We start from the raw sequence: 25,320 nt of genomic DNA, 5'->3' as shown, positions 1-25,320 counted from the left end.
GACGGCAAACCGGCAGCCTCAGGCGGCCGGCTTTGCCTGACGGCGCCAACTATAGCCCTTGCCGGCTTCGGCGTCACGCACCGCCGGCTGATAATGATGCGGAATGGACGGCAGGCGCTTTTCCGACAGACGGCGGATCGCCGTCTCGTTGGTGACGGCGAAACTGTCGATGCCGACGCGCAGCATCAGCGGCACCTGGTCGATCAGCACATCGCCGACCGCGCGCAGCTCGTTGGTGTAGCCGAGGCGCTGGCGTAGAAGCGAAGCGTGGCTGAAGGCGCGGCCATCGTTGAAGGCCGGAAATGCGACAGCCACGATCTCCAGGCGATAGAGATAAGGCTCTAGCTTTAGAACATCGTCTGCCGGCTTGATCAGCACGCCGAAGCCGACATCGTTGCTCTCATCGGCCTTGGCAATCAGCTCATCGAGCGTCAGAAGCGGCTTCTGATCACCCGTTGCCTTCACCTCGTCGGTCTCGATCACCCAGGGATCGTTTTCGACAAAACCGGTTTCTCTCCAGATCTTCGTCATCATCTCGTCCTTATGCCGCTTCCGCAGCCGAGCCGTAGAGCGCGTCCTTGAAGGGCTGCGGACCAACACGGCGATAGGTGGCAAGGAATATCTCTGATGGATCGAGGCGCAGGCCGAGATAGGTATCGACGATCGTCTCGATCGCATCCGTCACCTTGTCCGGCTCGAAGCCGCGGCCGATGATTTCGCCGATCGACGTATGTTCGTCACCGGAACCGCCGAGCGTGATCTGGTAGAGCTCGGCCCCCTTCTTCTCGACGCCCAGCAGGCCGATATGGCCGACATGGTGATGGCCGCAGGCATTGATGCAGCCGGAGATCTTGATCTTCAACTCGCCGATCTCGGCCTGACGGGCCGCGTCGCCGAAGCGGCGGGAAATTTCCTGGGCGAGCGGAATGGAGCGCGCATTGGCGAGTGCGCAATAGTCCAGCCCCGGACAGGCAATGATATCGGTAATCAGTCCGGCATTGGCTTCAGCCAGATTGATCGCGACGAGACCGCGATAGACGGCTTCGAGGTCGGCGAGCGCGACATGCGGCAGGATGAGGTTCTGTTCATGGCTGACGCGAATTTCGTCGAAGGCATATTCCTCGGCAATATCGGCGATCGCATCCATCTGCGAGTCCGAAGCATCACCCGGAATACCCCCGATCGGCTTCAGCGAAATCGTCACCATGCCGTAGTCGGGGTTCTTGTGCGGCTGGACATTCTGCTGGACCCAGCGGGCGAAAGCCGGATCGGCCTTCTTCCAGCGGGCAAGGTTTTCCCAGCCCTCGGCACGTTCCGGCAGGGCCGGCGGTGCGAAGTAGGCGGTGATTGCCTGCACGTCCTTTTCCGGCAGTTTCAGTTCGCTGTCCTTCAACTGCGCGAATTCGACCTCGACCTGACGGGCGAGTTCTTCGGCACCGGTCTCGTGGACGAGGATCTTGATGCGGGCCTTGTACTTGTTGTCGCGGCGGCCATGCAGGTTATAAACGCGCATGACGGCGGTCGTGTAGGACAGAAGATCTTCTTCCGGCAGGAAGTCACGGATCAGCTTGGCGACCATCGGCGTGCGGCCCTGCCCCCCGCCGACATAGACGGCGAAACCGATCTCGCCCTTGTCATTCTTCTTCAGGTGCAGGCCGATATCATGGACCTGAATGGCGGCGCGGTCGCGCTCGGCACCGGTCACAGCAATCTTGAACTTGCGCGGCAGGAAGGAGAATTCCGGGTGGACCGACGACCATTGGCGCAGGATTTCGGCGTAAGGGCGCGGATCGGCGATCTCATCGGCGGCGGCGCCGGCGAAGTGATCGGCTGTCACGTTTCTGATGCAGTTGCCCGAGGTCTGGAGGGCGTGCATCTCGACGCTCGCAAGGTCGGCAAGCGCATCAGGTATTTCGGATAGCTTCGGCCAGTTGAACTGCAGGTTCTGGCGTGTGGTGAAGTGGCCATAGCCGCGGTCATAGGTGCGGGCGATATGGGCGAGCATGCGCATCTGGCGCGAGCTCAGGGTGCCATAAGGAATGGCGATGCGCAGCATATAGGCGTGAAGCTGCAGGTAGACACCGTTCATCAGGCGCAGCGGCTTGAATGCGTCCTCGGCCAGTTCGCCGGAAAGGCGGCGCTGGACCTGATCGCGAAACTGCTCGACGCGCTCGGCGACAAAGGCATGGTCAAATTCGTCGTAACGGTACATCGTCTTCCTCAGACTGCAATGAATTCTGGATCAGCCGGCTTGTAGCCCGGCGCATATTCCATGGTCGGCCCCTGGGCGCGAATGCGCTCGCGCAGACGCAGCGGCCAGAGCTGGCCGTTGGTCTCCTGAACCTCGACAACGGCAACGTCGACGACGAGGTTGTCAGCATAGGATTTCTTGCCGATCTCCTCGAGGGCCGCGACGGCTTCGGCATGGCGAGCGACAAGCGCTTCCTGCAACGAGGTCACCCACTCGCCATTGGCGTTCAGCCAGACGGCGATGCCGTCCGTCAGGCGGTTGGCGGTCAGAACCTTGTCTACCATGTCAGCTCCTTGCAAGTTCATCGAACCGGATGCGCTCACGCACCAACGGTTCGGACAGTTCGAAATTGGCGCCTGCGACCGCATCGCCGATAATGACCATGACTGGTCCCGTCAACTCGTCGCGGTGCTGCAGGTCCGGAAGATCACGCAAGGTTCCGTGCAGCAGCCGGCGGTCCGCGCGGCTGGCATTCTCAATCACGGCAACGGTGGTCTCTTCGGGGATACCGGCCTGCATTAGCCGCTCGGCAACGGAGGCTGCGACCGTGCGGCCCATATAGACGGCGATCGTGGCACCGGACACAGCAAGGCTTGCCCAATCCGGCAGAACGTCGCCGGTCAGATCATGCCCGGTCGTGAAGACCAGCGAAGAGGCAACACCGCGCAGCGTCAGCGGCAGTTCGAAATCGGCAGCAGCGGCAAAGGCGGAGGTGATACCCGGGACGATCTCGTAGGAGATGCCGGCGGCGCGCAAGGCGGCCATCTCTTCCCCGGCCCGGCCATAGACCAACGGATCGCCGCTTTTCAGGCGCACGACGCGCTTGCCCTGACGGCCGAGATCGACCAGGAGATCGTTGATCTCTTCCTGGGACTTCGAATGGCAGCCCTTGCGCTTGCCGACCGAAAGACGCTCGGCATCGCGGCGTCCCATATCGACGATCGCCTGCGGCACGAGTGCGTCATAGACAATCACATCGGCCTCCATCATCACGCGCTGGGCGCGCAAGGTGAGAAGGTCCTCAGCACCGGGGCCGGCGCCGACAAGCCAGACATGGCCTTCGACGCGATCAAGCGACCGCAGCAGGCCATTGGCAGCGCGGCGGGCCTGCGGAAGATTGCCATTGGCGACAGCATCCGCGACCGCTCCGGAGAAGAAACGACGCCAGAAGATGCGACGCGAGACGCCGCGCGGAACCAGATGTTCGACCGCCTTGCGATAACTGGTTGAAAGCGCTGCGAGACGACCCAGGGATGGAGACAGCATCTGATCGATCTGGGCGCGGATCATCTGGGCGAGCACCGGACCAGCGCCTTCCGTGCCGATCGCGACAGCGACAGGCGCGCGATTGACGAGAGCCGGTGTATAGAAATCGCAATAATCGGGCTGGTCGACGGCATTGACCGGGATCTTCGCGGCGCGGGCCGCTTCAACGATCAGGCGGTCCTGCTCAGCGTCGCCGGTTGCGGCAAACACCAGTGCGGCACCCTCTATCTGTTCGGGCACAAAAGGAGCGCGGACGGTTTCTATGCGGTTGGCAATCAGAAAGGCGTGGTAATCGGCTTCCGGGCGATCGGCATATGCAATGATGCGCACCTGCGTGTTCAAGAGCAGGCGAACCTTGGCGAAAGCTTCGTCGCCATTGCCGAAAACGGCCACAGTCCGACCTTGCACGCGAAAGAAGGCGGGAAATACCGAAAGCTGTTCAGTCCTGGGAAGCATTCTCAATCCACTTCGAAGTTGCCCGAATATGCATTCTCCGGACAGGCGAATGAAGAAACAGAATTCCAAAGGCCAGCCGGTCGCGTATTCTTTTACCCGGTTGATCAATGATTTGAGAAAACTCACCCGTGCGGCGCAAAAAGCACATATCTTGAGCGGTTGTCGCAGCTTTTTGTCCGATGCCAAAGGACGAAGCGATAAAGCCTGTGGCAAAGTCCCCGGTGCCGGACTTATGCATTCCGCTTCATTCCGCGGGGCGATAGGATGGGTGAAACAGGAGAATTTCATGCCGGAAAAGACAATCGCCAACCGCCTCCTGCAGGTCATGGAAGAGAATATCCTACCGATGACGGAGCTCGGCGTCGCCTCCGGCAACAAGGTGTTCGGGGCAGCGATCCTGCGCAAATCCGATCTGTCGCTCATCCTCGCCGAAACCAATAACGAGCTGGAAAATCCGCTTTGGCACGGCGAAGTGCACACGCTGAAACGCTTCTACGAGCTCAACGACAAGCCGGCGACGAAGGACCTGATCTTTCTCTCCACGCACGAACCCTGCACCATGTGCATGTCGGCTATCACCTGGGCCGGCTTCGATAATTTCTATTATTTCTTCAGCCACGAGGATTCGCGCGACAGCTTTGCGATTCCGCACGATCTGAAGATCCTGAAGGAAGTCTTCGGGCTCGAGCCTGGCGGCTACAGGCGGCAGAATGCCTTCTGGAAGAGCTTTGCGATCGCAGATCTTGTCGAGACCGAGGATGATCAGCTGAAGGCTGACCTCAAGGCGCAGACAGCGCGGATCAAATCACGCTACGCCGCCCTCTCCGACACCTATCAGGCCACCAAGAGCGCCAACGACATTCCGCTGAGCTGAGGACCATGGAACCTTCGAAAGACATTTCGCGCCTGATCGAGATCATGGCGGCACTTCGCAATCCTGAGACCGGTTGCCCTTGGGACGTCGAGCAGGATTTCGAGAGCATCAAGCCCTATACGCTCGAAGAAGCCTATGAGGTTGCAGATGCGATCGAGCGCAAGGATATGGACGACCTTTGCGACGAGCTTGGTGACCTGCTGCTGCAGGTGGTCTTTCATGCGCGCATGGCCGAAGAAGCCGGCGAGTTCTCCTTCGGCGATGTCGTGGAAGCCATCACTCGCAAGATGATCCGTCGGCACCCTCATGTCTTTGCTCGCTCGGATGCGGATACACCCGATGCCGTGAAGAAGCAGTGGGACGAGATCAAGCAGGCTGAAAAACGCGAGCGTGCGGAACGTCGGGCGCGCCGCGGCATCACTGAAGATTTCAAGGCAGGCTTCCTTGGCTCCGTGCAGCGCAGCTTTCCGGCGCTGACCGAAGCGCTCAAACTTCAGGAGCGCGCCGCCAAGGTCGGCTTCGACTGGTCGGCGCCTGAACCGATCCTCGACAAGATCGAGGAAGAGGTTGACGAGTTGCGCGTCGCACTGCGCGAGGGCGATAAATCAAAGGTCAGCGATGAACTCGGCGACCTGATCTTCGCGATGGTCAATATCGGGCGACACGTGAAGGCCGATCCGGAACAGGCGCTCCGTGGAACGAATACGAAATTCAGACGCCGATTCAATCATATCGAGACGGTTCTTGATGCAGAAGGCGAGAGCCTGGAGGCAGCCAGCCTGGAGCGGATGGAAGAGATCTGGCAAGCGGCGAAGGCGATCGAGCGGGCTGTCATTGCTGGCGCGGAGTGAGCTCCGCCCACCAACAGGCTTATCGCTCCCAGTCTTCCTTTGCAGGCCTCTGGCCATGGCCGATGCGACGCTCAAGCTCGGCAGCCTCGGTTTCAGACAGACGCAACTCCAGCGTCACCGAACCATCCTCATTGTCTTCGCGGCTATCGACGACGGCATGGTCGTAGAGCCAGGGCAGCAGCGCCAGCTTGTCCACCGGCAGCGTGATCGTCGTTTCCGTCATGACACCGGACAGACGACGGCTGATGTCATCCATGAGCCTGTCGACGCCCTCGCCGCTGATGGCGGAAACGGCAATGACATTCTGCATGGTCGAAGCCTTCTGCACGATGGCGTCGTGGGCTTCCGGCTCCAGCCGGTCGATCTTGTTCCAGACCTCGAGAATGCGGCGCTGGCCTTCGGCCTCATCGATGCCGAGGTCGTTCAGGATACGCAGTACGTCGGCGCTCTGGGCCTGATTGTCCACATCGGACATGTCGCGCACATGCAGGACGAGATCGGCTTCCAACACCTCTTCCAGCGTTGCGCGGAAGGCGGCGACCAAATGGGTCGGCAGATCGGAGATGAAACCGACGGTATCGGAGAGGATGACGGTGCGGCCATGCGGCAGCTTCATGCGGCGCAACGTCGGGTCGAGCGTCGCGAAGAGCATGTCTTCGGCGAGAACCCCTGCCCCGGTGATACGATTGAAGAGCGTCGATTTGCCGGCGTTAGTATAACCGACGAGCGCCACGATCGGATGCGGCACCTTCCTACGCTTGGCCCGGTGCAACTGACGGGTGCGGACGACCTGCTCCAGTTCACGTTCGAGCTTGATGATGCGATCCTGCAGCAGACGGCGGTCGGCTTCGATCTGGGTTTCACCCGGACCACCCATGAAACCGCCACCGCCGCGCTGGCGCTCAAGGTGGGTCCAGCTTCGAACCAGCCGGCCCTTCTGGTAGTTCAGATGCGCAAGATCGACCTGCAGCGTGCCTTCCTTGGTGGAGGCGCGGCGGCCAAAGATTTCGAGGATCAGGCCCGTCCGGTCGATGACCTTGGCGTTCCATTCCTTTTCCAGATTACGCTGCTGCACAGGCGTCAGCGGATGATCGACAATGACCAAGCCGGAATCACGCTCGTCCAGCAGGTGCTTGATTTCCTCGATCTTGCCCGTGCCGAGAAGCGTCGCCGGACGCGGATCGTTGACGGAGACGATCGATGCGTTGACGACATCGAGGTCGATCGCCTGGGCAAGACCCGTCGCTTCGTCGAGACGGCTTTCGGGAGTGCGGGTCGAGGCCGACTCAGTCTGACCGCCGCGCGAGCGCGACTTCAGCACCGGCACGACGACAGTCGCGCGCATATCATCCCTGTGCTTGGCGGCCTCAGGGATGATGGAATCATTCTTTGTATCGCGTGTCGAAATGACGGCTGGCCTTGGTTTAGGACGCTGCTTCTTCGCTCTCGAACATCTGCATTGGCTGCCCAGGCATGATAGTCGAGATCGCGTGTTTATACACGAGCTGCGAATGGCCGTCACGGCGAAGCAGAACACAGAAATTGTCAAAAGAAGTGACAACACCCGTGAGTTTCACGCCGTTAATCAGAAAGATTGTCAGGGAAATCTTTTGCTTGCGTACAGTATTGAGAAATAAGTCCTGCAGATTCTGAGAACGTTCCGCCATCGCGCCGCTTCTTTCTTTATTGCCGGCCTGATCAAGCCGGTAGAATATCAATCAACCTCTCCAGCAAGGCAGGTGGCACCCTCATTCCTCCAGCCCAGCAAATCTTGGTATCAAATCGTAATCTTTTCCGCAACGTCGAAAAAGCCTTCCCGAATATTCTGTGACAGGCTTCCCGGATGGCCGTTCGCAATCGCCTGTCCGTCAATGGAAACCACCGGAAAACAAACGCTTGTAGCCGCCGTGATGAAGACCTCGCGGGCGGCCATCATCTCCGAAACGGAGAACCTTCGCTCGACGATTTTCACCCCCAGTTTTGCCGCGACATCGATCAGCGTCGTGCGGGTGATGCCACGCAGGATGCCATGGTCGGCAGGCCGCGTTACCAGCGTACCATCGGCATCGACGATCCAGACATTGGTCGCTGCCCCCTCCTTCACCATGCCGTCGGCATCGATATAGATCGCCTCCTGTGCGCCGGCTTCCTTCGCCTGCTGGCGCGCAAGCACATTCGACAGCAGCCCGACCGACTTGATGTCGACGCGGTCCCAGCGATTGTCGGGAACGGTGATCGCCTTGATGCCAGTGGCATTCTTCTTGGCGATGATTGACGGATCGGTGCTCTTGGCAGTCACGACGATCGATGGCGGCGTGCCTTCAGCCGGGAAGACATGGTCGCGACGGGCAACGCCGCGCGTCACTTGCAGATAGAAGAGGCCGTTGCGGACGTGGTTGCGGCGCAGCGTCTCGCGAATCACTTGCGTCAGCGCCGCGCGGCTCATCGGCCAGGCGATACGCAATTCGCCCAGAGAACGGTCGAGTCTGTTCAGGTGCCGGGTCAGATCGACGATCAGGCCGTGACGGACCTCGCAAACCTCATAGACACCATCGGCAAACTGGTAGCCGCGATCCTCGACATGCACCATGGCATCGGAATGCCGCACGTAACGTCCATTCACATAGGCAATTCTTGGCATGGAAAACCTGCTCCAGGCAAAAGGAGAGAGCCGGCGCGACATAAGCCGCGCCGTAAAAAAGTCAGACGCCAAGCGACTTCAGCTTGCGGTGCAACGCCGAGCGCTCCATGCCGACGAATTCGGCTGTGCGAGAAATATTGCCGCCGAAGCGGTTGATCTGGGCGATCAGGTAATCCTTCTCGAACATTTCGCGGGCTTCGCGCAGCGGCAGCGTCATGATGTGGTAGTCGTTCTTGGCCGAAACCTTCGGCAGCATGTCGCCAAGATCGGTCGGCAGCATGTCGGCGGTGATCGGCGTATCCGGACCGTCGGTGCGTGCAAGGATCATCAAGCGCTCGATATTGTTGCGGAGCTGGCGGATATTGCCCGGCCAGTCGTGAGCCTGCAGCACGGCCATGGCGTCATCACCGATACGGCGCGGCCGGATGCCCGCCTGTTCGGAAATCTGGCGCATGAGTTGGTCAACGAGGAACGGAATATCCTCGCGGCGCTCGGCAAGCTGCGGTACGCGCACCGGCACGACAGCAAGGCGATGATAGAGATCCTCGCGGAACCAGCCTTCGGCGATGCGGCTTTCCAGATTGTAGGCGGTCGAGGAGATGATGCGCACATCGACCTTCACGCGCTTGGAGCCGCCGACACGCTCGAACTGCTGATCGACCAGCACGCGCAAGATCTTGTTTTGCGTCTCGCGCGGCATTTCGCCGACTTCGTCGAGATAGAGGATGCCGCGATGAGCCTCCTCCAACGCGCCGATCTTGCGCGCCTGCCCCGGTGCACCCTCCGTGCCGAACAGCGCCACTTCCATGCGGTCGGGCGTGATGTTGGCGGCGTTCAGCGCGACGAAGGGGCCGTTGGCGCGCGTCGACTTCTTGTGGATCATGCGCGCTACAAGCTCCTTGCCGGAGCCGGATGCGCCGAAGATCATGATGCGGCTGTTGGTGGGCGCGATCTTTTCGATCGTCTGGCGCAGCTGGGAAACGGCGACCGAGGTGCCGATCAGTTCCAGCGCATCGCCGGCGCGGCGCTTCAGCTCGATGTTTTCACGCTTCAGCTTGGAATTTTCCAATGCCCTCTCAGCGATCAGGATCAGGCGGTCGGCCTTGAACGGCTTTTCGATGAAGTCGAAGGCCCCGCGCTTGATGGCGGAGACCGCCGTCTCGATATTGCCGTGGCCTGATATCATCACGACCGGGAGCTCGGGATGGCGCGTCCTGATCTCGTCCAGCAGCGAGAGACCGTCGAGCTTGCTGCCCTGCATCCAGATATCGAGGAAGACAAGGCGCGGCACGCGATCGGAAATTGCCGCGAGCGCGCTGTCGCTATCATGCGCCATGCGGGTTTCGTGGCCCTCATCCGACAGGATACCGGCAACGATCTCACGAATGTCATGCTCATCATCAACGACGAGAATATCAGAGGCCATAAACGCTTTCCTTGTCACTGGCTGACGGGGTTGCGGAAGTCACATCCCGGCGCGGCAGATGCACGCGGATCATGGCTCCCCTTCCCTGGTCAAAATCTGCGGGCGCATCATGCAGTTCGAGCTGCCCGCCATGTTCCTCGATGATTTTCTTGACGATGGCTAGGCCGAGGCCGGTGCCCTTCTCGCGCATCGTCATATAGGGTTCCAGAATGCTGTGGCGGTTCTCGACCGGCAGGCCGCGGCCATTGTCGATTATATCGACGGTGAAGCGGTCGCGCGCTTCGTCCTTGGACGTACGGACGAGGATCTTGCGCTCTTCGCGTTCCTCGCTCGGTACGGCCTCGATCGCCTCCACTGCGTTCTTGATGAGATTGCCGAAGGCTTGCCCCAACATGCGGCTGTCGAACAAACCTTCCAGCCGCTCTTCGCCAAGTTCCTGCAGGAAGGTAATGTGATTGTTGCCCATCTCGCGCAGGAAGATTGCATCGTGAAGGATGGCGCGCAGATCGCTTGGCTCCTTCGTCGGCTTCGGCATGCGGGCAAAGGCCGAGAATTCGTCGACCATGCGGCCGATATCGCCGACCTGGCGGATGATCGTATCGGTGCACTGGTCGAAGACGGCGCGATCGCTCTCGTCGATCTGCTTGCCGTAACGGCGGCGGATGCGCTCGGCCGAAAGCTGGATCGGCGTCAGCGGGTTCTTGATCTCATGGGCGATGCGGCGCGCAACGTCGCCCCAGGCGGTAGAACGCTGAGCGATGACGAGATCAGTGATGTCATCGAGCGTAATCACATAGGATTCGCTGAGATCGCGCACTTCCTCGCGGGTCACCTGGACGCTGAGCGTGCGCACAGTACCGCCGCGCACCAGCGCGATCTGCTTGCGGAAATCGCCGCGATAGCGTGAGGCAGCTTCCGTCAGAACCTGATCCACTTCGGGCGCGACCTCCGACAGCTGCTTGCCGAGCAATTCATCGGCGTGCAGCGCCATCAGCGTTTCGGCCGAACTGTTGACGATGGTGATGCGCCGGTCCTGTTCGACGCCGATGACAGCAGCGGTGACGCCCGAAAGCACGGCCTCGATGAAGCGGCGACGGTCGTCCACCTCGTCCTTGGCCTCAAGGATCTCGTCGCGTTGGGTGCGGATTTCCGAAATCATCTTGTTGAAGGTGCGCGAAAGACTGGCGACGTCGCCATCAACAGCGTGGACAGGCACGACAATGTCCATATTGCCGGATGCGACGCTGTCGGCAGCGGTAATCAGCAGGCGGATCGGCCGAACGATACGGTCGGCCACCGCGATCGCGGTCCAGATCGCCGCCAGCAGCACGATCAGCGCAAAGCCGATATAGAGCACCGCAAAAGCGATCTGCAGCGAAACGCGGCCGGCTTCCATCGAGCGGTATTCGGTGGCGTTCTCCTCCATCATGCGCATGGCGTTCATGACCTTGGGGTCGACGGCGCGCACCGTATAGAGAAAGGTTCCGGGTATCGACTCGAGCCTGATGATGGCGCCAACAAGATTGGTCACGCCGGGCGGAATCAGCGTCGGCTGGCCGGCAGCCGCCTTTTCCAGCGCATCTTGCGGGATGGCGGGCAGCGGCTTTTCCGTGCTGATGTCGGCCTGGACGATAACGGAGCCATCGCGCTCGACGAGGAAGGCGCCGAGCAGGCCACGACCCCTTGCCTGACGGGTCATCAACTCGCCGAAGCCGGTCTTGTCCAGGCTGTAGAGCGCGCGGTTGCGCTCCAGATCGTTTGCCATCGACACCGTCTGGCCCTGCAAATAGCTGGCGTTTTCCAGCATGTAGGCCTGACCGATGTTGCGGGACGAGCTGACGATCGCCTGGGTTCTCAGCGCAAACCAGCGATCGAGGCCGGCATTCAGCGTGATACTGGCGAATATCGCCACCAGGATCGCCGGCGTGATCGCGACGATCGAAAAGAGCACGACGATACGGATGTGCAGGCGAGCCGCGGCGCGGCCGCGTGTGCGGGCCTTGAAAAGCCGGGCAACCTCACGGCCGATCAGCGCGATCAGACCGAGCACGAAAAAGGAGTTGATGACAACGGAGCCGATGACCACGTGCGAGGTCGGGGCAATCGGCGTCACGCCGAGCAGTACGAAGAGCGTGACGGTCGCGCAGACCAACGCGCCGCCGGCAAGCACCAGACCGGGTACGGCAAACAGGGCACGACGGTCGGTCACCGTTGTCACCGCCTCGTTCGCCGTTTCCGGCGATACCCCTTCTTCGTCCATTCAGCCTCTCTTCGGACGGCATTGCCGCCACGCCCAACGAAACCAAATGGCGCCGGTTTACGAAAAAACCGGCGTTCAAACGACTCGATCGTGGGCGAATGTCCAAACCCTATGCGTGACCTTTAAGCAACGCATTGTGGCGAAAATGCAACGCACTTCGCCACAATGTCAAGGTCGAAGGTCAGGCCGTACGCGAACTTCGATAGACGGAAACGCCGAGTTCGCGGATCTTTTTCCGCAGCGTATTGCGGTTCAGCCCCAACAAATCGGCCGCCTTGATCTGATTGCCACGGGTGGCCGTCAATGCCGCAAGAATTAACGGATATTCCATTTCTGTCAGCACACGATCATAGAGGCCGGGCGGCGGCAGGTTTTCGCCGAAACTTGCGAAATAGGTGCGCATATTCTCTTCGACCGCCTGGGCGATCGTCATCGTGCCGCTGCGGATCGGCCCCTTCTCGATCGGGCTGTCGGGAACATCGGAGCGAAGCTCGGCATCGATGATTTCGCGGGTGATGACATCCTGTGGATAAAGCGCCATCAGGCGGCGGATGAGGTTCTCCAGCTCGCGCACGTTGCCCGGCCAGGCATAGGCCTTCATCAGTTCCAGCGCCTCCTGATCGAAGCGCTTGGAGCCTAGGCCTTCCTTTTCGGCCTGCTGGACGAAATGGCGGACGAGATCCGGAATATCTTCGGCGCGGTCGCGAAGCGGCGGCAGGCGCAACGGCACGACGTTGAGGCGATAATAAAGGTCCTCGCGGAAGAGCCCCTGATTGATCGCCTGCTTCAGATCCTTGTTGGTCGCCGCCACGATGCGCACGTCCGTGCGGATCGGTGTGCGACCGCCGACAGTCGTATATTCGCCCTGCTGCAGCACACGGAGAAGACGCGTCTGGGCATCCATCGGCATGTCGCCGATTTCGTCGAGGAAAAGCGTGCCGCCTTCGGCCTGTTCGAAGCGACCGGTGGAACGGGTCTGTGCGCCGGTGAAGGCGCCCTTCTCGTGGCCAAAGAGCTCGGACTCGATGAGATCGCGCGGGATAGCAGCCATGTTGATGGCGACGAAGGGGCCGTTGCGGCGCTTGCCGTAATCATGCAGCGCGCGGGCGACAAGCTCCTTGCCGGTGCCGGACTCGCCGGTGATCATCAGCGTCAGGTCCGTTTGCATGAGGCGGGCGAGAACGCGGTAGATTTCCTGCATCGCCGCCGATCGGCCAACGAGCGGCATGCCGTCCTGGGTGTCCTCGTCGAGCTTGGCCGGCTTCCTCTTCGGCTCGGCAAGCGCCCGGCCGATGATGCCGATGAGCTCCGTCAGGTCGAAAGGCTTCGGCAGGTAATCATAAGCGCCCTTTTCGGAAGCCTTGATCGCCGTCATGAAGGTGTTCTGCGCGCTCATGACGAGAACCGGCAGTTCCGGCCGCGCCTTCTTGATACGAGGCAGAAGGTCGAAAGCATTTTCATCGGGCATCACGACGTCAGTCACGACGAGATCGCCTTCGCCGGCTGAAACCCAGCGCCACAGCGTTGCGGCATTGGAAGTAATGCGCACATCATAACCGGCGCGGCTCAAGGCCTGATTGAGCACCGTGCGGATGGCCGCATCGTCATCTGCAACGAGGATCGTGGCTGTCATCTATTGGGTCCTGTCGAGCTTGCAATACCGGCGTCATCAAGCGAAGCATCCTTGGACGCCGGCATGAGGACGCGAAAAATCGTGCGGTTGTTCTGGCTGTCGCATTCGATGATGCCGCCATGATCGCCGATGATCTTGGCAACGAGGGCGAGGCCAAGACCGCTGCCATTCGTCTTGGTGGTGATGAAGGGGTCGAAAAGATGCGGCAGCAGGTCCGTCGGCACGCCTGGGCCGTTATCGATAACGCAGAATTCCAGCGGCAGCGAGATTTTCTCGCGCGTGCCGGCGACAGACAGGCGGATACCGGGGCGATAGGCCGTCGTCAGGATGATTTCACCGTCCGACCGGTCGCCGACGGCTTCGGCAGCGTTCTTCACCAGATTGAGGAAGACCTGCACGAGCTGATCGCGATTGGCGTAAACGGCGGGCAACGACGGGTCGTAATTCTCCGTCATACGGATATTGCGGGCAAAGCCTGCCTTGGCGACCGCCTTCACATGGTCGAGCACGGAATGGATGTTGACGGGCACGCGGTCCACCGGGCGCTCGTCGGAAAAGACCTCCATGCGATCGACCAGCGAGACGATACGGTCCGTCTCGTCGCAGATCAACCGCGTCAGGGCGCGGTCATCGTCGATCACAGATTGCTCGAGGAGCTGGGCGGCGCCGCGGATGCCGGAAAGCGGGTTCTTGATCTCATGCGCCAGCATCGAGGCGAGCCCCGTGACAGAGCGCGCCGCCGCCCGGTGCGTCAACTGCCGGTCGATCTTGTCGGCCATCGACCGTTCCTGGAAAACGACGACGACCGAGCCGGGTTCGGCAATGACAGGCGCGACATAGATATCGACGAGTTTGTCCTGGCCGAGACGCGGCGAGCTGAGGTCCACGCGATATTCGTTGACCGGCGCCTTGCGTTCGCGCACCTGATCGATGAGCGCCAGAAGCGGGCTGCCGAAGGGAATGAAGGTCGAGATGCGGTAGCGCGACAGATGCGCGGCGCTGGCGCCGAAAAAGGCTTCGGCTTCCCAGTTCGCAAAGGCGATGAAGCCGCCCTCATCCACCATGACAACAGGGTTCTGGATGGCGTTCAGCACCGACATTGCGACGGCATTACCGACGTTTTCGGAAGAAGGTGTGCCGTCCGTGCTCATGCCGCCTCCCGCTGTTCTACTGCACCTATCGCCATTGCATCGCCAAAGCGGGCAATGACATCATCAGGATTGCGCGATGTCATGATCGCAGCCTTATGTTCGCCCGGAAGGTCCGGCGCAAAGCGCTCCAGATACCAGCCGAGATGTTTGCGGGCGTGCCTGACGGCAACGGCCTCGCCATAGAATTCCAGCATCATGCGATAGTGCTCGACGGCAATTGCGGCGATCTCCTCGCGCGACGGCTCGTTTGCGCCGGCAAGAACACCGGCATGCCAAGGCCTGCCCTGGCAGCCGCGGCCGATCATGACGGCGTCAGCACCGGACCGGCGCAGAATCTCCTGGGCATCTGCGGCCGTCTCGACATCGCCATTGGCGATCAGCGGTACGGAAATGACATCGCGCACAGGGCGGATCGCATCCCAGTCCGCCCTGCCCTCATAGAATTGCATGCGGGTGCGGCCATGGATGGTGACGAGCTGGACACCCGCTTCTTCAGCGCGTTTGGCAATGTGCGGAGCGTTGATGGAATTTTCGTCCCAGCCGAGGCGCATCTTCAGCGTCACGGGGATATTGACCGCCCTGACGGTCGCCTCGATGAGTTCAAGCGCATGATCGGGATCGCGCATCAGCGCCGAACCGGAATAACCGCCGATGACCTTCTTGGCTGGGCAGCCCATGTTGATGTCGATGATATCGGCGCCGTGATCGGCCGCGATCTTCGCGGCTTCAGCCATCCAGTGCGCCTCGCGGCCGGCAAGCTGCACCATATGCGGACGGAAACCGGCTACCCGCAGGCGCGCCCAAGATTCGGCGGTATCGCTCACCAGCTCCCGGCTTGCCACCATCTCCGTCACCACGAGGCCGGCGCCATAGCGCCAGGCAAGCTCACGGAACGGCATGTCCGTGACGCCGGACATCGGGGCAAGCACAACGCGGTTCCGCACGGACACAGATCCGATTCGAAAAGGCGTTGCGAGGTCCTTGGAAATCAAATGATTATCTTTCAGGCACACCATGTATCTGCATTATTTTTAGCCATAGATCTTTGGCTTGCCAAGAGGGTCGAGCCCGAATTGATATTTTTTGGGCAAATGCTGGAAAAGGTCCGAGCAAGACGATAGAGCAACTGACATCCATTCCGGATATTTCAGGGATTTATGCTGCAAATGCATAGTAAGCAACCGATATCGGCTGGAATTGTCGTCGTTGCGGCGGGCCGCGGCGAACGCGCCGGATCGTCAGAGGAAGGCCCCAAGCAATACCGGATGGTCGGCGGCAAGCCGGTTATCGTCCATACGCTTGAAAACTTCATGACATGGGAACCGGCAAAGCATATCGTCGTCGTCATCCACCCGGATGATGAAGCGCTCTTTGCCAGAGCGTCTCGGCACATCATCTCGGCAACCCCGATCGACACCGTCCATGGCGGCCCCACGCGGCAACAATCGGTGCTTGCCGGCCTGCGATACCTCAAGGATAAGGGCATCAGCCATGTGCTGATCCACGATGCGGTGCGCCCCTTCTTCGATCACCAGCTTCTCGACAGGATTGGCGATGCGCTTTCGACCGGCGCCCCCGCAGTCCTTCCTGCAACACCGGTCGCCGATACGCTGAAGCAGGCAGGGAGCGACGGAATCGTGGTCAGAACCATCCCGCGCGACCAGCTCTATGCGGCCCAGACGCCGCAATCCTTCGATTTCGCCACTATTCTCGAAGCCCATGAGAAGGCAGCCGCAATCAGCAAAACAGATTTCACCGACGATGCGTCGATCGCCGAATGGCTCGATATCCCCGTAACGATCATCGAGGGCGCATCGACCAACGTGAAGCTGACAGTCAGGAGCGATATCACCATGGCCGACGACAGGCTCTCGGGCGCGCGCATTCCCGATGTGCGAACCGGCAACGGCTATGACGTGCATCAACTCGAGCCCGGTGACGGCGTGACGCTCTGCGGTGTTTTCATTCCACATGACCAAAAGCTGAAGGGCCACTCCGATGCCGACGTCGCGCTGCATGCGCTAACGGATGCGCTGCTAGCCACCTGCGGCGCCGGCGATATTGGCGACCATTTCCCGCCGTCCGATCCGCAATGGAAAGGTGCTGCTTCCCGCATTTTCATCGAACATGCGGCGAAGATCGTGCGCGATCATGGCGGCACGATCACCAATGCCGACGTTTCCCTGATCGCGGAGGCGCCGAAGGTCGGCCCGCACCGCGAGGCCATGCGCGCCAATCTCTCGGAGTTCCTCGGCATCGACATCGAGCGTTGCTCGGTGAAAGCCACCACCAACGAGAAGATCGGTTTCGTCGGCCGCCGCGAAGGGATCGCGGCGATTGCGACCGCAACCGTCGTCTATGGAGGCACGAAGCGTTGAGCCTGTTTCCCGCAGATATCACCGCGATGACGGAAAGCATCATTCGCGATTTCACGGCCGCAGGTCTGATGGTCTCGACGGCGGAATCCTGCACCGGTGGGCTGATTGCCGGCGCGCTGACAGAGATTTCCGGTTCGTCAGCCGTCATCGACCGCGGTTTCGTAACCTATACGAACACCGCCAAAATGCAGATGCTCGGCGTGCAGGAGGAGACGCTCGCCCGTTTCGGCGCAGTTTCGGAGGAGACGGCGCGGCAGATGGTGCATGGAGCCCTCTTCCGCTCACGCGCCGACCTTGCTGTCGCCGTGACGGGTATTGCCGGCCCCAGTGGTGGATCGCCGGAAAAGCCTGTCGGGCTGGTGCATCTTGCCGCAAAATCACGTTCAGGTAAGCTTATCCATCGTAAGGTGCTTTACGGCGACATTGGCCGCACGGAAATCCGGCTGGCAACAATCCGGACGGCACTTCAAATGCTTATTGAAATTGCGTGACTTTGAGTGAGGGAACAAAAGGCGGGAATTTCAGTTTCTGCCGCGCCCAGGCAAGAGCCGGTTTTGAAGGAACGGTCAAATGAGATACTTGGCATGCATCGGTGTCGTCTTGAGCCTCGCCTGCGTTTCGGCGGCTGAAGCACCATCCAACTATCAGGTTTATGGCGGCGTGCGGGTGGATTCCGATCCCGTTCTGCTGCGCAAATACGACCACGCGCTCCGTCGCTGCCAGCCGGAAGCACTGGGCTATCGCGGATCGCCCGATACCACCAGCCTGCTCTACAACGCTACGCTCAGAGGCTGCCTCTATCGCTACAGCTTCACCGATCGCGGTGCCTACGCCTATCCGGCGACGCGCATCTTCGACCATTTCTTCGATCGCTGACCAAGGCTCTATCGGCTGTAGATCGTGCCCGCCCGCTTTTCGAAGGCTTCCGTAAACATACGGAAAGCCCGGTCGAACATTGCCCCCATCAGGGCGCCGAGAATGCGGCTCTTGAACTCGTAGTCGATGAAAAAATCGACCGTGCAGCCTCCCCCGTCCGCCTCGACAAATCGCCAGCGGTTGTCGAGGTAGCGAAAGGGGCCATCGATATATTTGACGTCGATGACGCGCTCGGCCCTATTCAGCAGGACCTGTGTGGTAAAGGTTTCGCGGACCGCCTTGTAGCCGACGGTCATATCGGCGATCAGCAGCAACTTGCCATCGCGTTCCTTGCGGTTCTTCACAACAAGGGCTTCGCAGAGCGGCAGAAATTCCGGATAGCGTTCGACATCAGACACGAGGTCGAACATCTGGTCGGGCGTGTGCGGGACGGGGCGATGCGTTTCGAATTGCGGCATGAAGCGCAGTTAAGCCGGCACACCGAGAAGATCAAGAAGCGCGCGCATCTGGCGGCGGGATTTCACCTGCAAAACCGGTACATGCGGCCCGTGAGCAGCGATCGCGGCTGTGACACGTGGCGTAAATTTCTTCTCGAAGGTCCAGATGAACTCCAGAAACTCCCAGTCCACCTTTTCGATGCAGCCCGGCGCCATTTCCGGACGTGTGCGGCCGAGATGCTTCAGCCAGCGTGTCAGCACGCCCCAGACGCAGAGCAGGCGCGGCATGCGCACCCAGATGACGATATCCGTGCGCGGCAGGCGGATATCGAAAGTGGAGGTATTGGTGCCGTCCATGATCCAACGTTCGCCGGCGATCCTCTCGATGATACGCTGGCGCTGCTCCTCCTTGCCGCGTTCCACCCAGCCCGGCAGCCAGCGGATGTCACGGTCGATGGACAGGTAGGTCAGGTCGAAATGACTTGCCAGTTTCTGGGCCAGAGTCGATTTGCCGCCGCCCGAACCGCCGATGACCACGATTCGCTCGGCACGAAGGATCATGTCGGCTGCCTCTGCAATAGAGACTGCACGAATGGGTTCAGGCGACATCGTCACTTGATGCATGGCAGGCTCGCTTTCGACAGGATTGCCTTCGCGGACAGACTTAACTGCGAAGAGCGGCGTGCTGGCTAGCTGCTTCGCATGACCCGATGATGACAGCGTAACACACAAAGAAAAACCGCGGCAAAATCGCCGCGGTTCTCATCAAAACAAGGGTAAGCTCTTACTCGGCAGCCATCAGCAGCTTCTTCTCGCGCGCAGCCTTCAGGCGGGCGAAGTCATCGCCGGCATGGTGCGAGGAGCGGGTCAACGGGCTGGAAGCGACCATCAGGAAGCCCTTGGTGTAAGCGACCGTCTCGTAGGACTTGAACTCTTCCGGCGTGACGAAGCTTTCGACCTTGTGGTGCTTGCGGGTCGGCTGCAGATACTGGCCGATCGTCAGGAAATCGACATCAGCGGTGCGTAGGTCATCCATGAGCTGAAGAACCTCGTTCCGTTCTTCACCGAGGCCGACCATAATGCCGGATTTGGTGAACATGGTGGGGTCGAGTTCCTTCACGCGCTGCAGCAGGCGGATGGAGTGGAAGTAGCGGGCGCCGGGGCGAACCGTCAGGTAGTTTCCGGCAACGGTTTCCATATTGTGGTTGAAAACGTCGGGCTTGGCGGCGACGACACGTTCCAGCGCTCCAGGCTTCTTCAGGAAGTCTGGCGTCAGGATTTCGATCGTCGTCATCGGCGAAGCGGCGCGGATCGCCCAGATCACCTTTTCAAAGTGCTCGGCGCCTCCGTCTTCCAGATCGTCACGGTCGACCGACGTGATGACGACATGCGACAGGCCCATTTCCTTGACCGCCTTGGCGACATTCTCAGGCTCGGCCATGTCGAGCGCGTTCGGCTTGCCTGTCGCCACGTTGCAGAAGGCGCAGGCGCGCGTACAGATCTCGCCCATGATCATGAAAGTCGCGTGCTTCTTGTCCCAGCACTCGCCGATATTCGGGCAGCCCGCCTCTTCGCAGACGGTGACGAGCTTGTGCTCCTTCACGATCGAGCGGGTTTCGGCATAGCCTTTCGAGGTAGGCGCCTTCACACGAATCCAGTCCGGCTTGCGCAGGACTTCCGTATCCGGGCGATGCGCCTTTTCCGGATGCCGCACGCGCTTTGCGTCTGGATTGATCGTGTCGAGAATGGTGACCATGTCAGTTCAACTTTCCGCCGCCCCATGCGGCCCAGACTCTCGTATTGCGCATCATTCCTTTGCCTGAATCTTCCGATCTAGACGGTTATGCGCTCTATCTTCGCACCAGGCGCGCGAGGAATATCAGCAGACAGGCGCCAATGAAACCCGTCACGAAATAGCCGAACCTTCCGCCGGCAACCTCGATATGGAACTGCGCCAGGACGGCAGTGGCGACAACCGAGCCGACAATGCCGAGCACGATGTTCAGTAAAATGCCGTAGCGCGCTTCCATCAGCTTGCCTGCGAGCCAGCCCGCAAGTCCGCCGATGATGATTGCCGAAATCCAGCCCACACCTTCCATGCTATCTCTTGCCCTACGCTATCGCCCTTGCGATCAGCACCACGACAATGGCGCCGACAGTGGCGTGGATGATCTGAACCACCAATGCATTCTCAATGCCCAGCGATATACCCAGCGCATTGAACAGAAACCCGCCCACGAACGCGCCGATGATGCCGCTCAGGAGGCATCGTATCAACCCACCACCACCGACGACCAGGCTTGCGAGGAAGCCAGCGACCAGGCCGATCAGCAGAAAGATGAGAAGCGACTGCGTGCCCATAGACATGATGATTTCCTTTCGTTTTTTCCAGCCCGGGATGGGATGGATTTTCCATCCCGGTGGTGGCGTTCCGCCACGCCGGGATAGAGGGCAGCTCAGGAAATTATCAAGCGTTCAGAACGCGGCCGTAAGCATCCAGCACGCTTTCCTTCATCGTTTCCGAAATGGTCGGATGCGGGAAGATGGTGTGCATCAGTTCTTCCTCGGTCGTCTCCAGGTTCATGGCGACGACGAAGCCCTGGATGAGTTCGGTAACTTCTGCACCGCCCATGTGGGCGCCAAGCAGTTCACCGGTCTTCTTGTCGAAGATCGTCTTGACGAGGCCCTGGTCCTCGCCGAGCGCGACAGCCTTGCCGTTGGCGCTGAAGGGGAAGCGGCCGACGCGGATATCGCGGCCCAGCTCCTTGGCCTTGGCTTCGGTCAGGCCAACGGAAGCGACCTGAGGGTTGCAATAGGTGCAGCCCGGGATCTTCAGCTTGTCCATCGGATGGACATTAGGAAGGCCCGCGATCTTCTCGACGCAGACGACCCCTTCATGCTCGGCCTTGTGTGCCAGAAGCGGCGGGCCGGCGACATCGCCGATCGCGTAGATGCCGGGCACGTTGGTCTTGCCGTAGCCATCGATGACGATGAAGCCGCGGTCGGTCTTCACACCGACAGCCTCAAGGCCGATGCCCTCGACATTGGCCTGCACGCCGACAGCCGAAATCATGCGGTCAGCCGTGATTGTCTCAGTCGTGCCGTCCTTCTTCTCGATGGTGGCGGTGATCGAGTTGGCGCCCTTTTCCACCTTGGCGACCTTGGCTTCCAGATGGATCTTCATGCCCTGACGCTCGAACTGCTTCTTGGCGAGCGCAGAGATTTCCGCATCCTCGACCGGCATGACCTGGCTCAGGATTTCGACGACGGTTACGTCGACGCCCATGGTGCGGTAGAAGCTTGCGAATTCGATGCCGATCGCGCCCGAACCCATGACGAGCAGGGACTTCGGCAGCTCGTCAGCCTTCATCGCTTCGAAATAGGTCCAGATCAGCTTGCCATCCGGCTCGATGCCCGGCAGCGCACGCGGACGGGCGCCGGTCGCAACGATGATGTGCTTGGCAGTATAGGTGCCCTCACCCAGCGCGTTCTTCGGCACCGGACCCATCGGCTCCATCGGCTTCTTCGCCGTCTTGGAAACGACGATCTCGCCGGGTTTGGTGATCTTGGCTTCGCCCCAGATGACATCGACCTTGTTCTTCTTGAACAGGAAGCCGACACCGTTGTTCATGCGATGCGCTATACCGCGCGAACGGGTGACGATCGCCTTGATGTCGGGCTTGATCGTGCCTTCCAACACCAGGCCGTAATCCTTGCCGTGCTGGGCGGTATGCAGGACGTCTGCGGAGCGCAGCAGCGCCTTGGTCGGAATGCAGCCCCAGTTGGAGCAGATGCCGGCCAAATGTTCGCGCTCGACGCAGGCGACCTTGAGGCCGAGCTGCGCGGCGCGGATGGCGGCGATATAGCCGCCGGGACCGGAACCGATGACGATGACGTCGTAGGATTGAGCCATTGCTTTCCTGCCTTTGTTACGCTCCCGCGCGGGTCATCAGAACCCATGCGTGCTTCTTGCTGTTGTCGAAGAGCGGTACGGCATTCATGCGCGCCGCCTCCGAAAATCCGTTTCTTCCGTAAAGCGACAGAGCCGCTTCGTTACTATCCGACGTGATCAGGCTGACCGGCAGCCCGTCTGCTCTTGCGAGCTGATCTTCCAGCAACCTCTTACCGATGCCGATACCGCGCATATGGCGATAGACAGCGAGACTGCCAATGAACCAATGCCCGATCACCGATCTCTGCATCGCCAGCATCGGCTCTATGGCCGGATGCCGCGCTTCGAGATCGCGTATGCCTTCATCCACTTCGTAACCGATCGTCATTCCGGCGATCTCGTCATAGGCCTCGCCGATGACGGCGTTCTTCCAGCCGCCGAGCGCCTCGTCGCTCATCTTCAGCCGGCCCCGCTCCAGCGGCGTATCGCTCATGCCGCTTGCGACGTCGGCAAACCAGAGCCATGAGGCAAAGCCGTGAGAGGCAATATCTGCCAGGATCGCCAGTTCCGAAGCATCCCGGCGGGAAGCCTGTCGGAGAGCGAGAAAGGCAGTCATCGTCAGAGGCCCAGCATCATCCGCACGATGGGCTCAAGGCCGCGACCGAGCGCGCGTGTATTTTCCGCATCGAGGTGGATGCCATCGATCGGCGTGGTCTTGGCGACGGAATTGCCGTCAAAGAAGCCACAGCCGAGCTCATCGGCAAGGTCACGGTAAAGCGTCGGAAGCTTTGCCGATTCCTCGATACCGCCGGGGAACGATGCCGCGAAAGGCACATTGCCCGTCGCGCAGATCGCCGGCGGCGCCACGATCAGGATTTCCGGCCCGTCGAATTCGAAGGGCCAGGCATGATTGCGGATCAGCCGCACGAGGCGGGCGATGCCCTGGCATGCAGCAAAAGCCGAGCCGGCAACAACCGGCTTCATGTCATTGGTGCCAAGAAGCAGGATAACGAGATCGAGCGGCGCATGCGTCTGTAGGATCGTCGGCAGAACACGCGCACCGTTGCGATCGCAATCGGCGAGATGGTCATCGAAGGCGGTGGTGCGGCCATTCAGGCCTTCCGCGATGATGCGAGCCTCGCTTCCGAGCGTTGCCTGAAGCACGCTCGGCCAGCGGGTCTCATAAGCATGACGACCGATCGTGTCGGCGTCATAGCCCCAGGTCAGCGAGTCACCATAGCAAAGAACGGTCTTCGTCATCTCCGCCTCCGTTCCGTGCTCAGACCAGCATGCCCATCGGGTTTTCGATGTAACCCTTGAGGGCCTGCAGCAGCTCTGCGCCGAGAGCACCGTCAACGCAGCGATGATCGGTCGAGAGCGTCACGGTCATGACCGTCGCAATCGCCATTTCGCCGTTCTTGACGATGACACGCTGCTCGCCCGCGCCGACTGCGAGGATAGTCGCATGCGGCGGGTTGATGACGGCTGCAAAGTTCTTCACGCCCATCATGCCCATGTTGGAGACCGAAGTCGTGCCGCCCTGATATTCCTCGGGCTTCAGCTTGCGGTCCTTGGCGCGCTTGCCAAGGTCGCGCATTTCATTGGAGATGACAGAGAGCGTCTTCTCTTCGGCCTTGCGGACGATCGGGGTGATCAGGCCGCCGGGGATCGAGACAGCTACACCAACATCGGCATGCTTGTGTTTGACCATGGCGTTTTCGGTCCAGGAAACGTTGGCATCCGGAACGTCGCGCAGCGCCAAAGCCATGGCCTTGATGACCATGTCGTTGACCGACAGCTTGTAGGCCGGAGCGCCGTCCTTGCGGGGAGCGGCATCGTTCAGCTGGGCACGCAGCGCCATCAGCGCATCGAGCTCGCAATCGACCGACACGTAGAAATGCGGAACGGTCTGCTTGGATTCGACGAGGCGACGGGCAATCGTCTTGCGCATGCCGTCATGCGGCACGAGTTCGTAAGAGCCCGGTTCGAAGAGCTTGAGCACGGCTTCGTCGGATGCGCCCTTCGGAGCGGCAGCGGCCGGAGCCGATGCAGCAGCCTGCGTGGCAGCAGCGGCGGCCGGAGCGGGCTTGGCGCCGCCACCTGCAGCAGCAGCTTCGATATCGCTCTTGACGACGCGGCCATGTGGACCGGTGCCGGCAACGGCGGAAATATCGATACCGGCTTCCTTGGCCAGACGACGAGCAAGCGGTGAAGAGAAGGCACGCGCACCGCCAGAGGAGACCGCAGCGGGTGCCGGTGCAGCAGCCGGAGCCGACGGCGCCGGAGCAGATGCGGCCTCAGTCTTTGGTGCTTCAGCCGGAGCAGCAGCAGCTTTCGGTGTCGGAGCGGCAGAGCCGGCGCCGCTTGCAGCAGCGCCGACATCTTCGCCATCGGCAGCGAGAACGGCGATCAGGGCGTTGACCTTGACGCCTTCGGTGCCGGCCGCAACGACGATCTTGGCAACCGTGCCTTCGTCGACGGCTTCGACTTCCATCGTCGCCTTGTCGGTCTCGATCTCGGCGATCACATCGCCGGACTTGACTTTATCGCCTTCCTTGACCAGCCACTTGGCCAGATTGCCTTCTTCCATGGTCGGAGAGAGGGCAGGCATCGTTATATTGATCGGCATCAGTGGCCCTCCCTGAGCGAAGTGGCAACGGCGAGTTCAAGCTGCCGCCCACCAATCGACTTTCCAATTGTGCGTGCCAAAATGAAATTGAACGCCAAAAAACCTGCAATCAGACCGCTAATAGCACCACCCCATTGAATAAATGGAACCATAGTGTCTCGCTGTATGCTGGCAAATGCGCCGGCGAATCCGAAAACGAACCCAAAAACTGCACCGGCAACAAAACCGCAGATGGCACCGAGTAAAACCGACTTCCAGTAGATCGACCAAGCAATGCGCCTGACATCTTTCATCGCGGT

The 25,320-nt window shown here is 60.5% G+C and carries 28 protein-coding genes; 5 read left to right on the top strand and 23 right to left on the bottom strand.

Going from position 1 to position 25,320, the window contains the following annotated elements; genetic code table 11:
- Positions 1-18: 18 nt before the first annotated feature.
- Genes KQ933_RS06920 through KQ933_RS06900 form a run of 5 tightly spaced genes read right to left on the bottom strand, consistent with a single transcriptional unit; the run spans position 19 to position 4,211 of the window.
- Positions 19-531: a DUF934 domain-containing protein gene (locus KQ933_RS06920; RefSeq protein ID WP_112704833.1), complete on the bottom strand. Its 513-nt coding sequence runs from the start codon at positions 529-531 to the stop codon at positions 19-21.
- A 10-nt stretch (positions 532-541) separates the two neighbouring features.
- Complete coding sequence (locus KQ933_RS06915) at positions 542-2,212, bottom strand: nitrite/sulfite reductase (protein ID WP_183729413.1); 1,671 nt, start codon at positions 2,210-2,212, stop codon at positions 542-544.
- A gap of 8 nt (positions 2,213-2,220) precedes the next feature.
- Positions 2,221-2,535 carry a DUF2849 domain-containing protein gene (locus KQ933_RS06910; RefSeq protein ID WP_183729415.1) on the bottom strand — a complete coding sequence of 105 codons (315 nt, stop codon included), beginning with the start codon at positions 2,533-2,535 and terminating at the stop codon, positions 2,221-2,223.
- Between the two features lies 1 nt (position 2,536).
- The gene (gene cysG, locus KQ933_RS06905; RefSeq protein WP_216757956.1) at positions 2,537-3,973 is read right to left on the bottom strand and encodes a siroheme synthase CysG; all 1,437 of its coding nucleotides are present in this window, start codon (positions 3,971-3,973) and stop codon (positions 2,537-2,539) included.
- Positions 3,957-4,211, bottom strand: coding sequence for a hypothetical protein (locus KQ933_RS06900; protein WP_216757955.1), 255 nt, complete (start codon positions 4,209-4,211; stop codon positions 3,957-3,959). Before KQ933_RS06900 ends, cysG begins: the two co-directional genes overlap by 17 nt.
- A gap of 48 nt (positions 4,212-4,259) precedes the next feature.
- On the opposite strand from KQ933_RS06900, the gene KQ933_RS06895 reads away from it, so the two are divergent.
- Positions 4,260-4,847 (top strand): nucleoside deaminase, encoded by a 588-nt coding sequence (locus tag KQ933_RS06895; RefSeq protein ID WP_216757954.1) that lies wholly within the window; start codon positions 4,260-4,262, stop codon positions 4,845-4,847.
- Between the two features lie 5 nt (positions 4,848-4,852).
- The gene (gene mazG, locus KQ933_RS06890) at positions 4,853-5,698 is read left to right on the top strand and encodes a nucleoside triphosphate pyrophosphohydrolase (RefSeq protein ID WP_216757953.1); all 846 of its coding nucleotides are present in this window, start codon (positions 4,853-4,855) and stop codon (positions 5,696-5,698) included.
- A gap of 19 nt (positions 5,699-5,717) precedes the next feature.
- On the opposite strand, the gene hflX is transcribed toward mazG, so the two are convergent.
- From hflX to dusB, 8 genes are all read right to left on the bottom strand, one after another.
- Positions 5,718-7,043: a GTPase HflX gene (hflX, locus tag KQ933_RS06885; protein ID WP_216757952.1), complete on the bottom strand. Its 1,326-nt coding sequence runs from the start codon at positions 7,041-7,043 to the stop codon at positions 5,718-5,720.
- Positions 7,044-7,122: 79 nt separating this feature from the next.
- Entirely contained in the window at positions 7,123-7,365 is a 243-nt protein-coding gene (gene hfq, locus KQ933_RS06880) for an RNA chaperone Hfq (RefSeq protein ID WP_003539403.1), read from the bottom strand.
- 110 nt (positions 7,366-7,475) lie between these two features.
- Entirely contained in the window at positions 7,476-8,339 is an 864-nt protein-coding gene (locus tag KQ933_RS06875) for a D-amino-acid transaminase (RefSeq protein ID WP_216757951.1), read from the bottom strand.
- A gap of 61 nt (positions 8,340-8,400) precedes the next feature.
- Positions 8,401-9,765 carry a sigma-54 dependent transcriptional regulator gene (locus KQ933_RS06870; RefSeq protein ID WP_216757950.1) on the bottom strand — a complete coding sequence of 455 codons (1,365 nt, stop codon included), beginning with the start codon at positions 9,763-9,765 and terminating at the stop codon, positions 8,401-8,403.
- Positions 9,755-12,025, bottom strand: a complete 2,271-nt coding sequence (locus KQ933_RS06865; protein ID WP_216757949.1) for a PAS domain-containing sensor histidine kinase — start codon at positions 12,023-12,025, stop codon at positions 9,755-9,757. The genes KQ933_RS06870 and KQ933_RS06865 overlap by 11 nt, the downstream gene beginning before the upstream one ends.
- A gap of 181 nt (positions 12,026-12,206) precedes the next feature.
- A complete protein-coding gene (gene ntrC, locus KQ933_RS06860; protein ID WP_183729437.1) occupies positions 12,207-13,658 on the bottom strand; it encodes a nitrogen regulation protein NR(I) in 1,452 nt (483 codons plus the stop codon).
- Entirely contained in the window at positions 13,655-14,809 is a 1,155-nt protein-coding gene (locus KQ933_RS06855; RefSeq protein ID WP_216757948.1) for a nitrogen regulation protein NR(II), read from the bottom strand. Before KQ933_RS06855 ends, ntrC begins: the two co-directional genes overlap by 4 nt.
- Positions 14,806-15,825, bottom strand: coding sequence for a tRNA dihydrouridine synthase DusB (gene dusB, locus KQ933_RS06850; RefSeq protein WP_216757947.1), 1,020 nt, complete (start codon positions 15,823-15,825; stop codon positions 14,806-14,808). The genes KQ933_RS06855 and dusB overlap by 4 nt, the downstream gene beginning before the upstream one ends.
- A 141-nt stretch (positions 15,826-15,966) precedes the next feature.
- Here dusB and KQ933_RS06845 point away from each other — a divergent pair, with 141 nt between their 5' ends.
- The 3 genes from KQ933_RS06845 to KQ933_RS06835 all read left to right on the top strand — a co-directional run bounded on the left by KQ933_RS06845 (position 15,967) and on the right by KQ933_RS06835 (position 18,063).
- Positions 15,967-17,187, top strand: coding sequence for a bifunctional 2-C-methyl-D-erythritol 4-phosphate cytidylyltransferase/2-C-methyl-D-erythritol 2,4-cyclodiphosphate synthase (locus KQ933_RS06845; RefSeq protein WP_216757946.1), 1,221 nt, complete (start codon positions 15,967-15,969; stop codon positions 17,185-17,187).
- Complete coding sequence (locus tag KQ933_RS06840; RefSeq protein ID WP_216757945.1) at positions 17,184-17,678, top strand: CinA family protein; 495 nt, start codon at positions 17,184-17,186, stop codon at positions 17,676-17,678. The genes KQ933_RS06845 and KQ933_RS06840 overlap by 4 nt, the downstream gene beginning before the upstream one ends.
- Positions 17,679-17,757: 79 nt before the next feature.
- Positions 17,758-18,063, top strand: coding sequence for a hypothetical protein (locus tag KQ933_RS06835; protein WP_216757944.1), 306 nt, complete (start codon positions 17,758-17,760; stop codon positions 18,061-18,063).
- Positions 18,064-18,071: 8 nt separating this feature from the next.
- Here KQ933_RS06835 and KQ933_RS06830 read toward each other — a convergent pair whose 3' ends face one another.
- The 10 genes from KQ933_RS06830 to KQ933_RS06785 form a co-directional block, all read right to left on the bottom strand.
- Positions 18,072-18,521, bottom strand: coding sequence for a type II toxin-antitoxin system RatA family toxin (locus KQ933_RS06830; RefSeq protein ID WP_216757943.1), 450 nt, complete (start codon positions 18,519-18,521; stop codon positions 18,072-18,074).
- Between the two features lie 9 nt (positions 18,522-18,530).
- Complete coding sequence (locus tag KQ933_RS06825; RefSeq protein WP_216757942.1) at positions 18,531-19,124, bottom strand: AAA family ATPase; 594 nt, start codon at positions 19,122-19,124, stop codon at positions 18,531-18,533.
- A gap of 160 nt (positions 19,125-19,284) precedes the next feature.
- Positions 19,285-20,256 (bottom strand): lipoyl synthase, encoded by a 972-nt coding sequence (lipA, locus tag KQ933_RS06820; protein ID WP_216757941.1) that lies wholly within the window; start codon positions 20,254-20,256, stop codon positions 19,285-19,287.
- A 94-nt stretch (positions 20,257-20,350) separates the two neighbouring features.
- Positions 20,351-20,599 carry a GlsB/YeaQ/YmgE family stress response membrane protein gene (locus tag KQ933_RS06815; protein WP_183729462.1) on the bottom strand — a complete coding sequence of 83 codons (249 nt, stop codon included), beginning with the start codon at positions 20,597-20,599 and terminating at the stop codon, positions 20,351-20,353.
- A gap of 13 nt (positions 20,600-20,612) precedes the next feature.
- Positions 20,613-20,867, bottom strand: a complete 255-nt coding sequence (locus tag KQ933_RS06810; protein WP_007822459.1) for a GlsB/YeaQ/YmgE family stress response membrane protein — start codon at positions 20,865-20,867, stop codon at positions 20,613-20,615.
- A gap of 100 nt (positions 20,868-20,967) precedes the next feature.
- On the bottom strand, positions 20,968-22,413 hold the full coding sequence (gene lpdA / locus KQ933_RS06805; protein ID WP_216757940.1) for a dihydrolipoyl dehydrogenase: 1,446 nt from the start codon (positions 22,411-22,413) through the stop codon (positions 20,968-20,970).
- Positions 22,414-22,429: 16 nt separating this feature from the next.
- Positions 22,430-23,008 (bottom strand): N-acetyltransferase, encoded by a 579-nt coding sequence (locus KQ933_RS06800; RefSeq protein ID WP_216757939.1) that lies wholly within the window; start codon positions 23,006-23,008, stop codon positions 22,430-22,432.
- A gap of 2 nt (positions 23,009-23,010) precedes the next feature.
- On the bottom strand, positions 23,011-23,652 hold the full coding sequence (locus KQ933_RS06795) for an SGNH/GDSL hydrolase family protein (RefSeq protein ID WP_216757938.1): 642 nt from the start codon (positions 23,650-23,652) through the stop codon (positions 23,011-23,013).
- 19 nt (positions 23,653-23,671) lie between these two features.
- On the bottom strand, positions 23,672-25,021 hold the full coding sequence (locus tag KQ933_RS06790) for a pyruvate dehydrogenase complex dihydrolipoamide acetyltransferase (protein ID WP_216757937.1): 1,350 nt from the start codon (positions 25,019-25,021) through the stop codon (positions 23,672-23,674).
- Positions 25,021-25,314, bottom strand: coding sequence for a hypothetical protein (locus KQ933_RS06785; RefSeq protein ID WP_253958342.1), 294 nt, complete (start codon positions 25,312-25,314; stop codon positions 25,021-25,023). Before KQ933_RS06785 ends, KQ933_RS06790 begins: the two co-directional genes overlap by 1 nt.
- Positions 25,315-25,320 lie beyond the last annotated feature (6 nt).

This window comes from Rhizobium sp. WYJ-E13, assembly GCF_018987265.1.
Taxonomy (GTDB): domain Bacteria; phylum Pseudomonadota; class Alphaproteobacteria; order Rhizobiales; family Rhizobiaceae; genus Rhizobium.
Note: the sequence above shows the minus strand (reverse complement) of the source record. Positions and strands in the feature narration are given on the sequence as shown.

Bases quoted from the DNA above. Each gene is read 5' to 3' on its own strand.
- hflX (WP_216757952.1), bottom strand. From the start codon at position 7,043: ATGCGCGCGACTGTCGTCGTGCCGGTGCTGAAGTCGCGCTCGCGCGGC.
- KQ933_RS06865 (WP_216757949.1), bottom strand. From the start codon at position 12,025: ATGGACGAAGAAGGGGTATCGCCGGAAACGGCGAACGAGGCGGTGACA.
- hfq (WP_003539403.1), bottom strand. From the start codon at position 7,365: ATGGCGGAACGTTCTCAGAATCTGCAGGACTTATTTCTCAATACTGTA.
- KQ933_RS06815 (WP_183729462.1), bottom strand. From the start codon at position 20,599: ATGGAAGGTGTGGGCTGGATTTCGGCAATCATCATCGGCGGACTTGCG.
- KQ933_RS06855 (WP_216757948.1), bottom strand. From the start codon at position 14,809: ATGAGCACGGACGGCACACCTTCTTCCGAAAACGTCGGTAATGCCGTC.
- KQ933_RS06785 (WP_253958342.1), bottom strand. From the start codon at position 25,314: ATGAAAGATGTCAGGCGCATTGCTTGGTCGATCTACTGGAAGTCGGTT.
- KQ933_RS06900 (WP_216757955.1), bottom strand. From the start codon at position 4,211: ATGCATAAGTCCGGCACCGGGGACTTTGCCACAGGCTTTATCGCTTCG.
- KQ933_RS06825 (WP_216757942.1), bottom strand. From the start codon at position 19,124: ATGCATCAAGTGACGATGTCGCCTGAACCCATTCGTGCAGTCTCTATT.
- KQ933_RS06795 (WP_216757938.1), bottom strand. From the start codon at position 23,652: ATGACGAAGACCGTTCTTTGCTATGGTGACTCGCTGACCTGGGGCTAT.
- ntrC (WP_183729437.1), bottom strand. From the start codon at position 13,658: ATGACAGCCACGATCCTCGTTGCAGATGACGATGCGGCCATCCGCACG.
- KQ933_RS06835 (WP_216757944.1), top strand. From the start codon at position 17,758: ATGAGATACTTGGCATGCATCGGTGTCGTCTTGAGCCTCGCCTGCGTT.
- KQ933_RS06790 (WP_216757937.1), bottom strand. From the start codon at position 25,021: ATGCCGATCAATATAACGATGCCTGCCCTCTCTCCGACCATGGAAGAA.
- KQ933_RS06915 (WP_183729413.1), bottom strand. From the start codon at position 2,212: ATGTACCGTTACGACGAATTTGACCATGCCTTTGTCGCCGAGCGCGTC.
- KQ933_RS06830 (WP_216757943.1), bottom strand. From the start codon at position 18,521: ATGCCGCAATTCGAAACGCATCGCCCCGTCCCGCACACGCCCGACCAG.
- KQ933_RS06870 (WP_216757950.1), bottom strand. From the start codon at position 9,765: ATGGCCTCTGATATTCTCGTCGTTGATGATGAGCATGACATTCGTGAG.
- cysG (WP_216757956.1), bottom strand. From the start codon at position 3,973: ATGCTTCCCAGGACTGAACAGCTTTCGGTATTTCCCGCCTTCTTTCGC.
- lpdA (WP_216757940.1), bottom strand. From the start codon at position 22,413: ATGGCTCAATCCTACGACGTCATCGTCATCGGTTCCGGTCCCGGCGGC.
- KQ933_RS06875 (WP_216757951.1), bottom strand. From the start codon at position 8,339: ATGCCAAGAATTGCCTATGTGAATGGACGTTACGTGCGGCATTCCGAT.
- lipA (WP_216757941.1), bottom strand. From the start codon at position 20,256: ATGGTCACCATTCTCGACACGATCAATCCAGACGCAAAGCGCGTGCGG.
- KQ933_RS06800 (WP_216757939.1), bottom strand. From the start codon at position 23,008: ATGACTGCCTTTCTCGCTCTCCGACAGGCTTCCCGCCGGGATGCTTCG.
- mazG (WP_216757953.1), top strand. From the start codon at position 4,853: ATGGAACCTTCGAAAGACATTTCGCGCCTGATCGAGATCATGGCGGCA.
- KQ933_RS06810 (WP_007822459.1), bottom strand. From the start codon at position 20,867: ATGTCTATGGGCACGCAGTCGCTTCTCATCTTTCTGCTGATCGGCCTG.
- KQ933_RS06845 (WP_216757946.1), top strand. From the start codon at position 15,967: ATGCTGCAAATGCATAGTAAGCAACCGATATCGGCTGGAATTGTCGTC.
- KQ933_RS06895 (WP_216757954.1), top strand. From the start codon at position 4,260: ATGCCGGAAAAGACAATCGCCAACCGCCTCCTGCAGGTCATGGAAGAG.
- KQ933_RS06910 (WP_183729415.1), bottom strand. From the start codon at position 2,535: ATGGTAGACAAGGTTCTGACCGCCAACCGCCTGACGGACGGCATCGCC.
- dusB (WP_216757947.1), bottom strand. From the start codon at position 15,825: ATGGTGTGCCTGAAAGATAATCATTTGATTTCCAAGGACCTCGCAACG.
- KQ933_RS06920 (WP_112704833.1), bottom strand. From the start codon at position 531: ATGACGAAGATCTGGAGAGAAACCGGTTTTGTCGAAAACGATCCCTGG.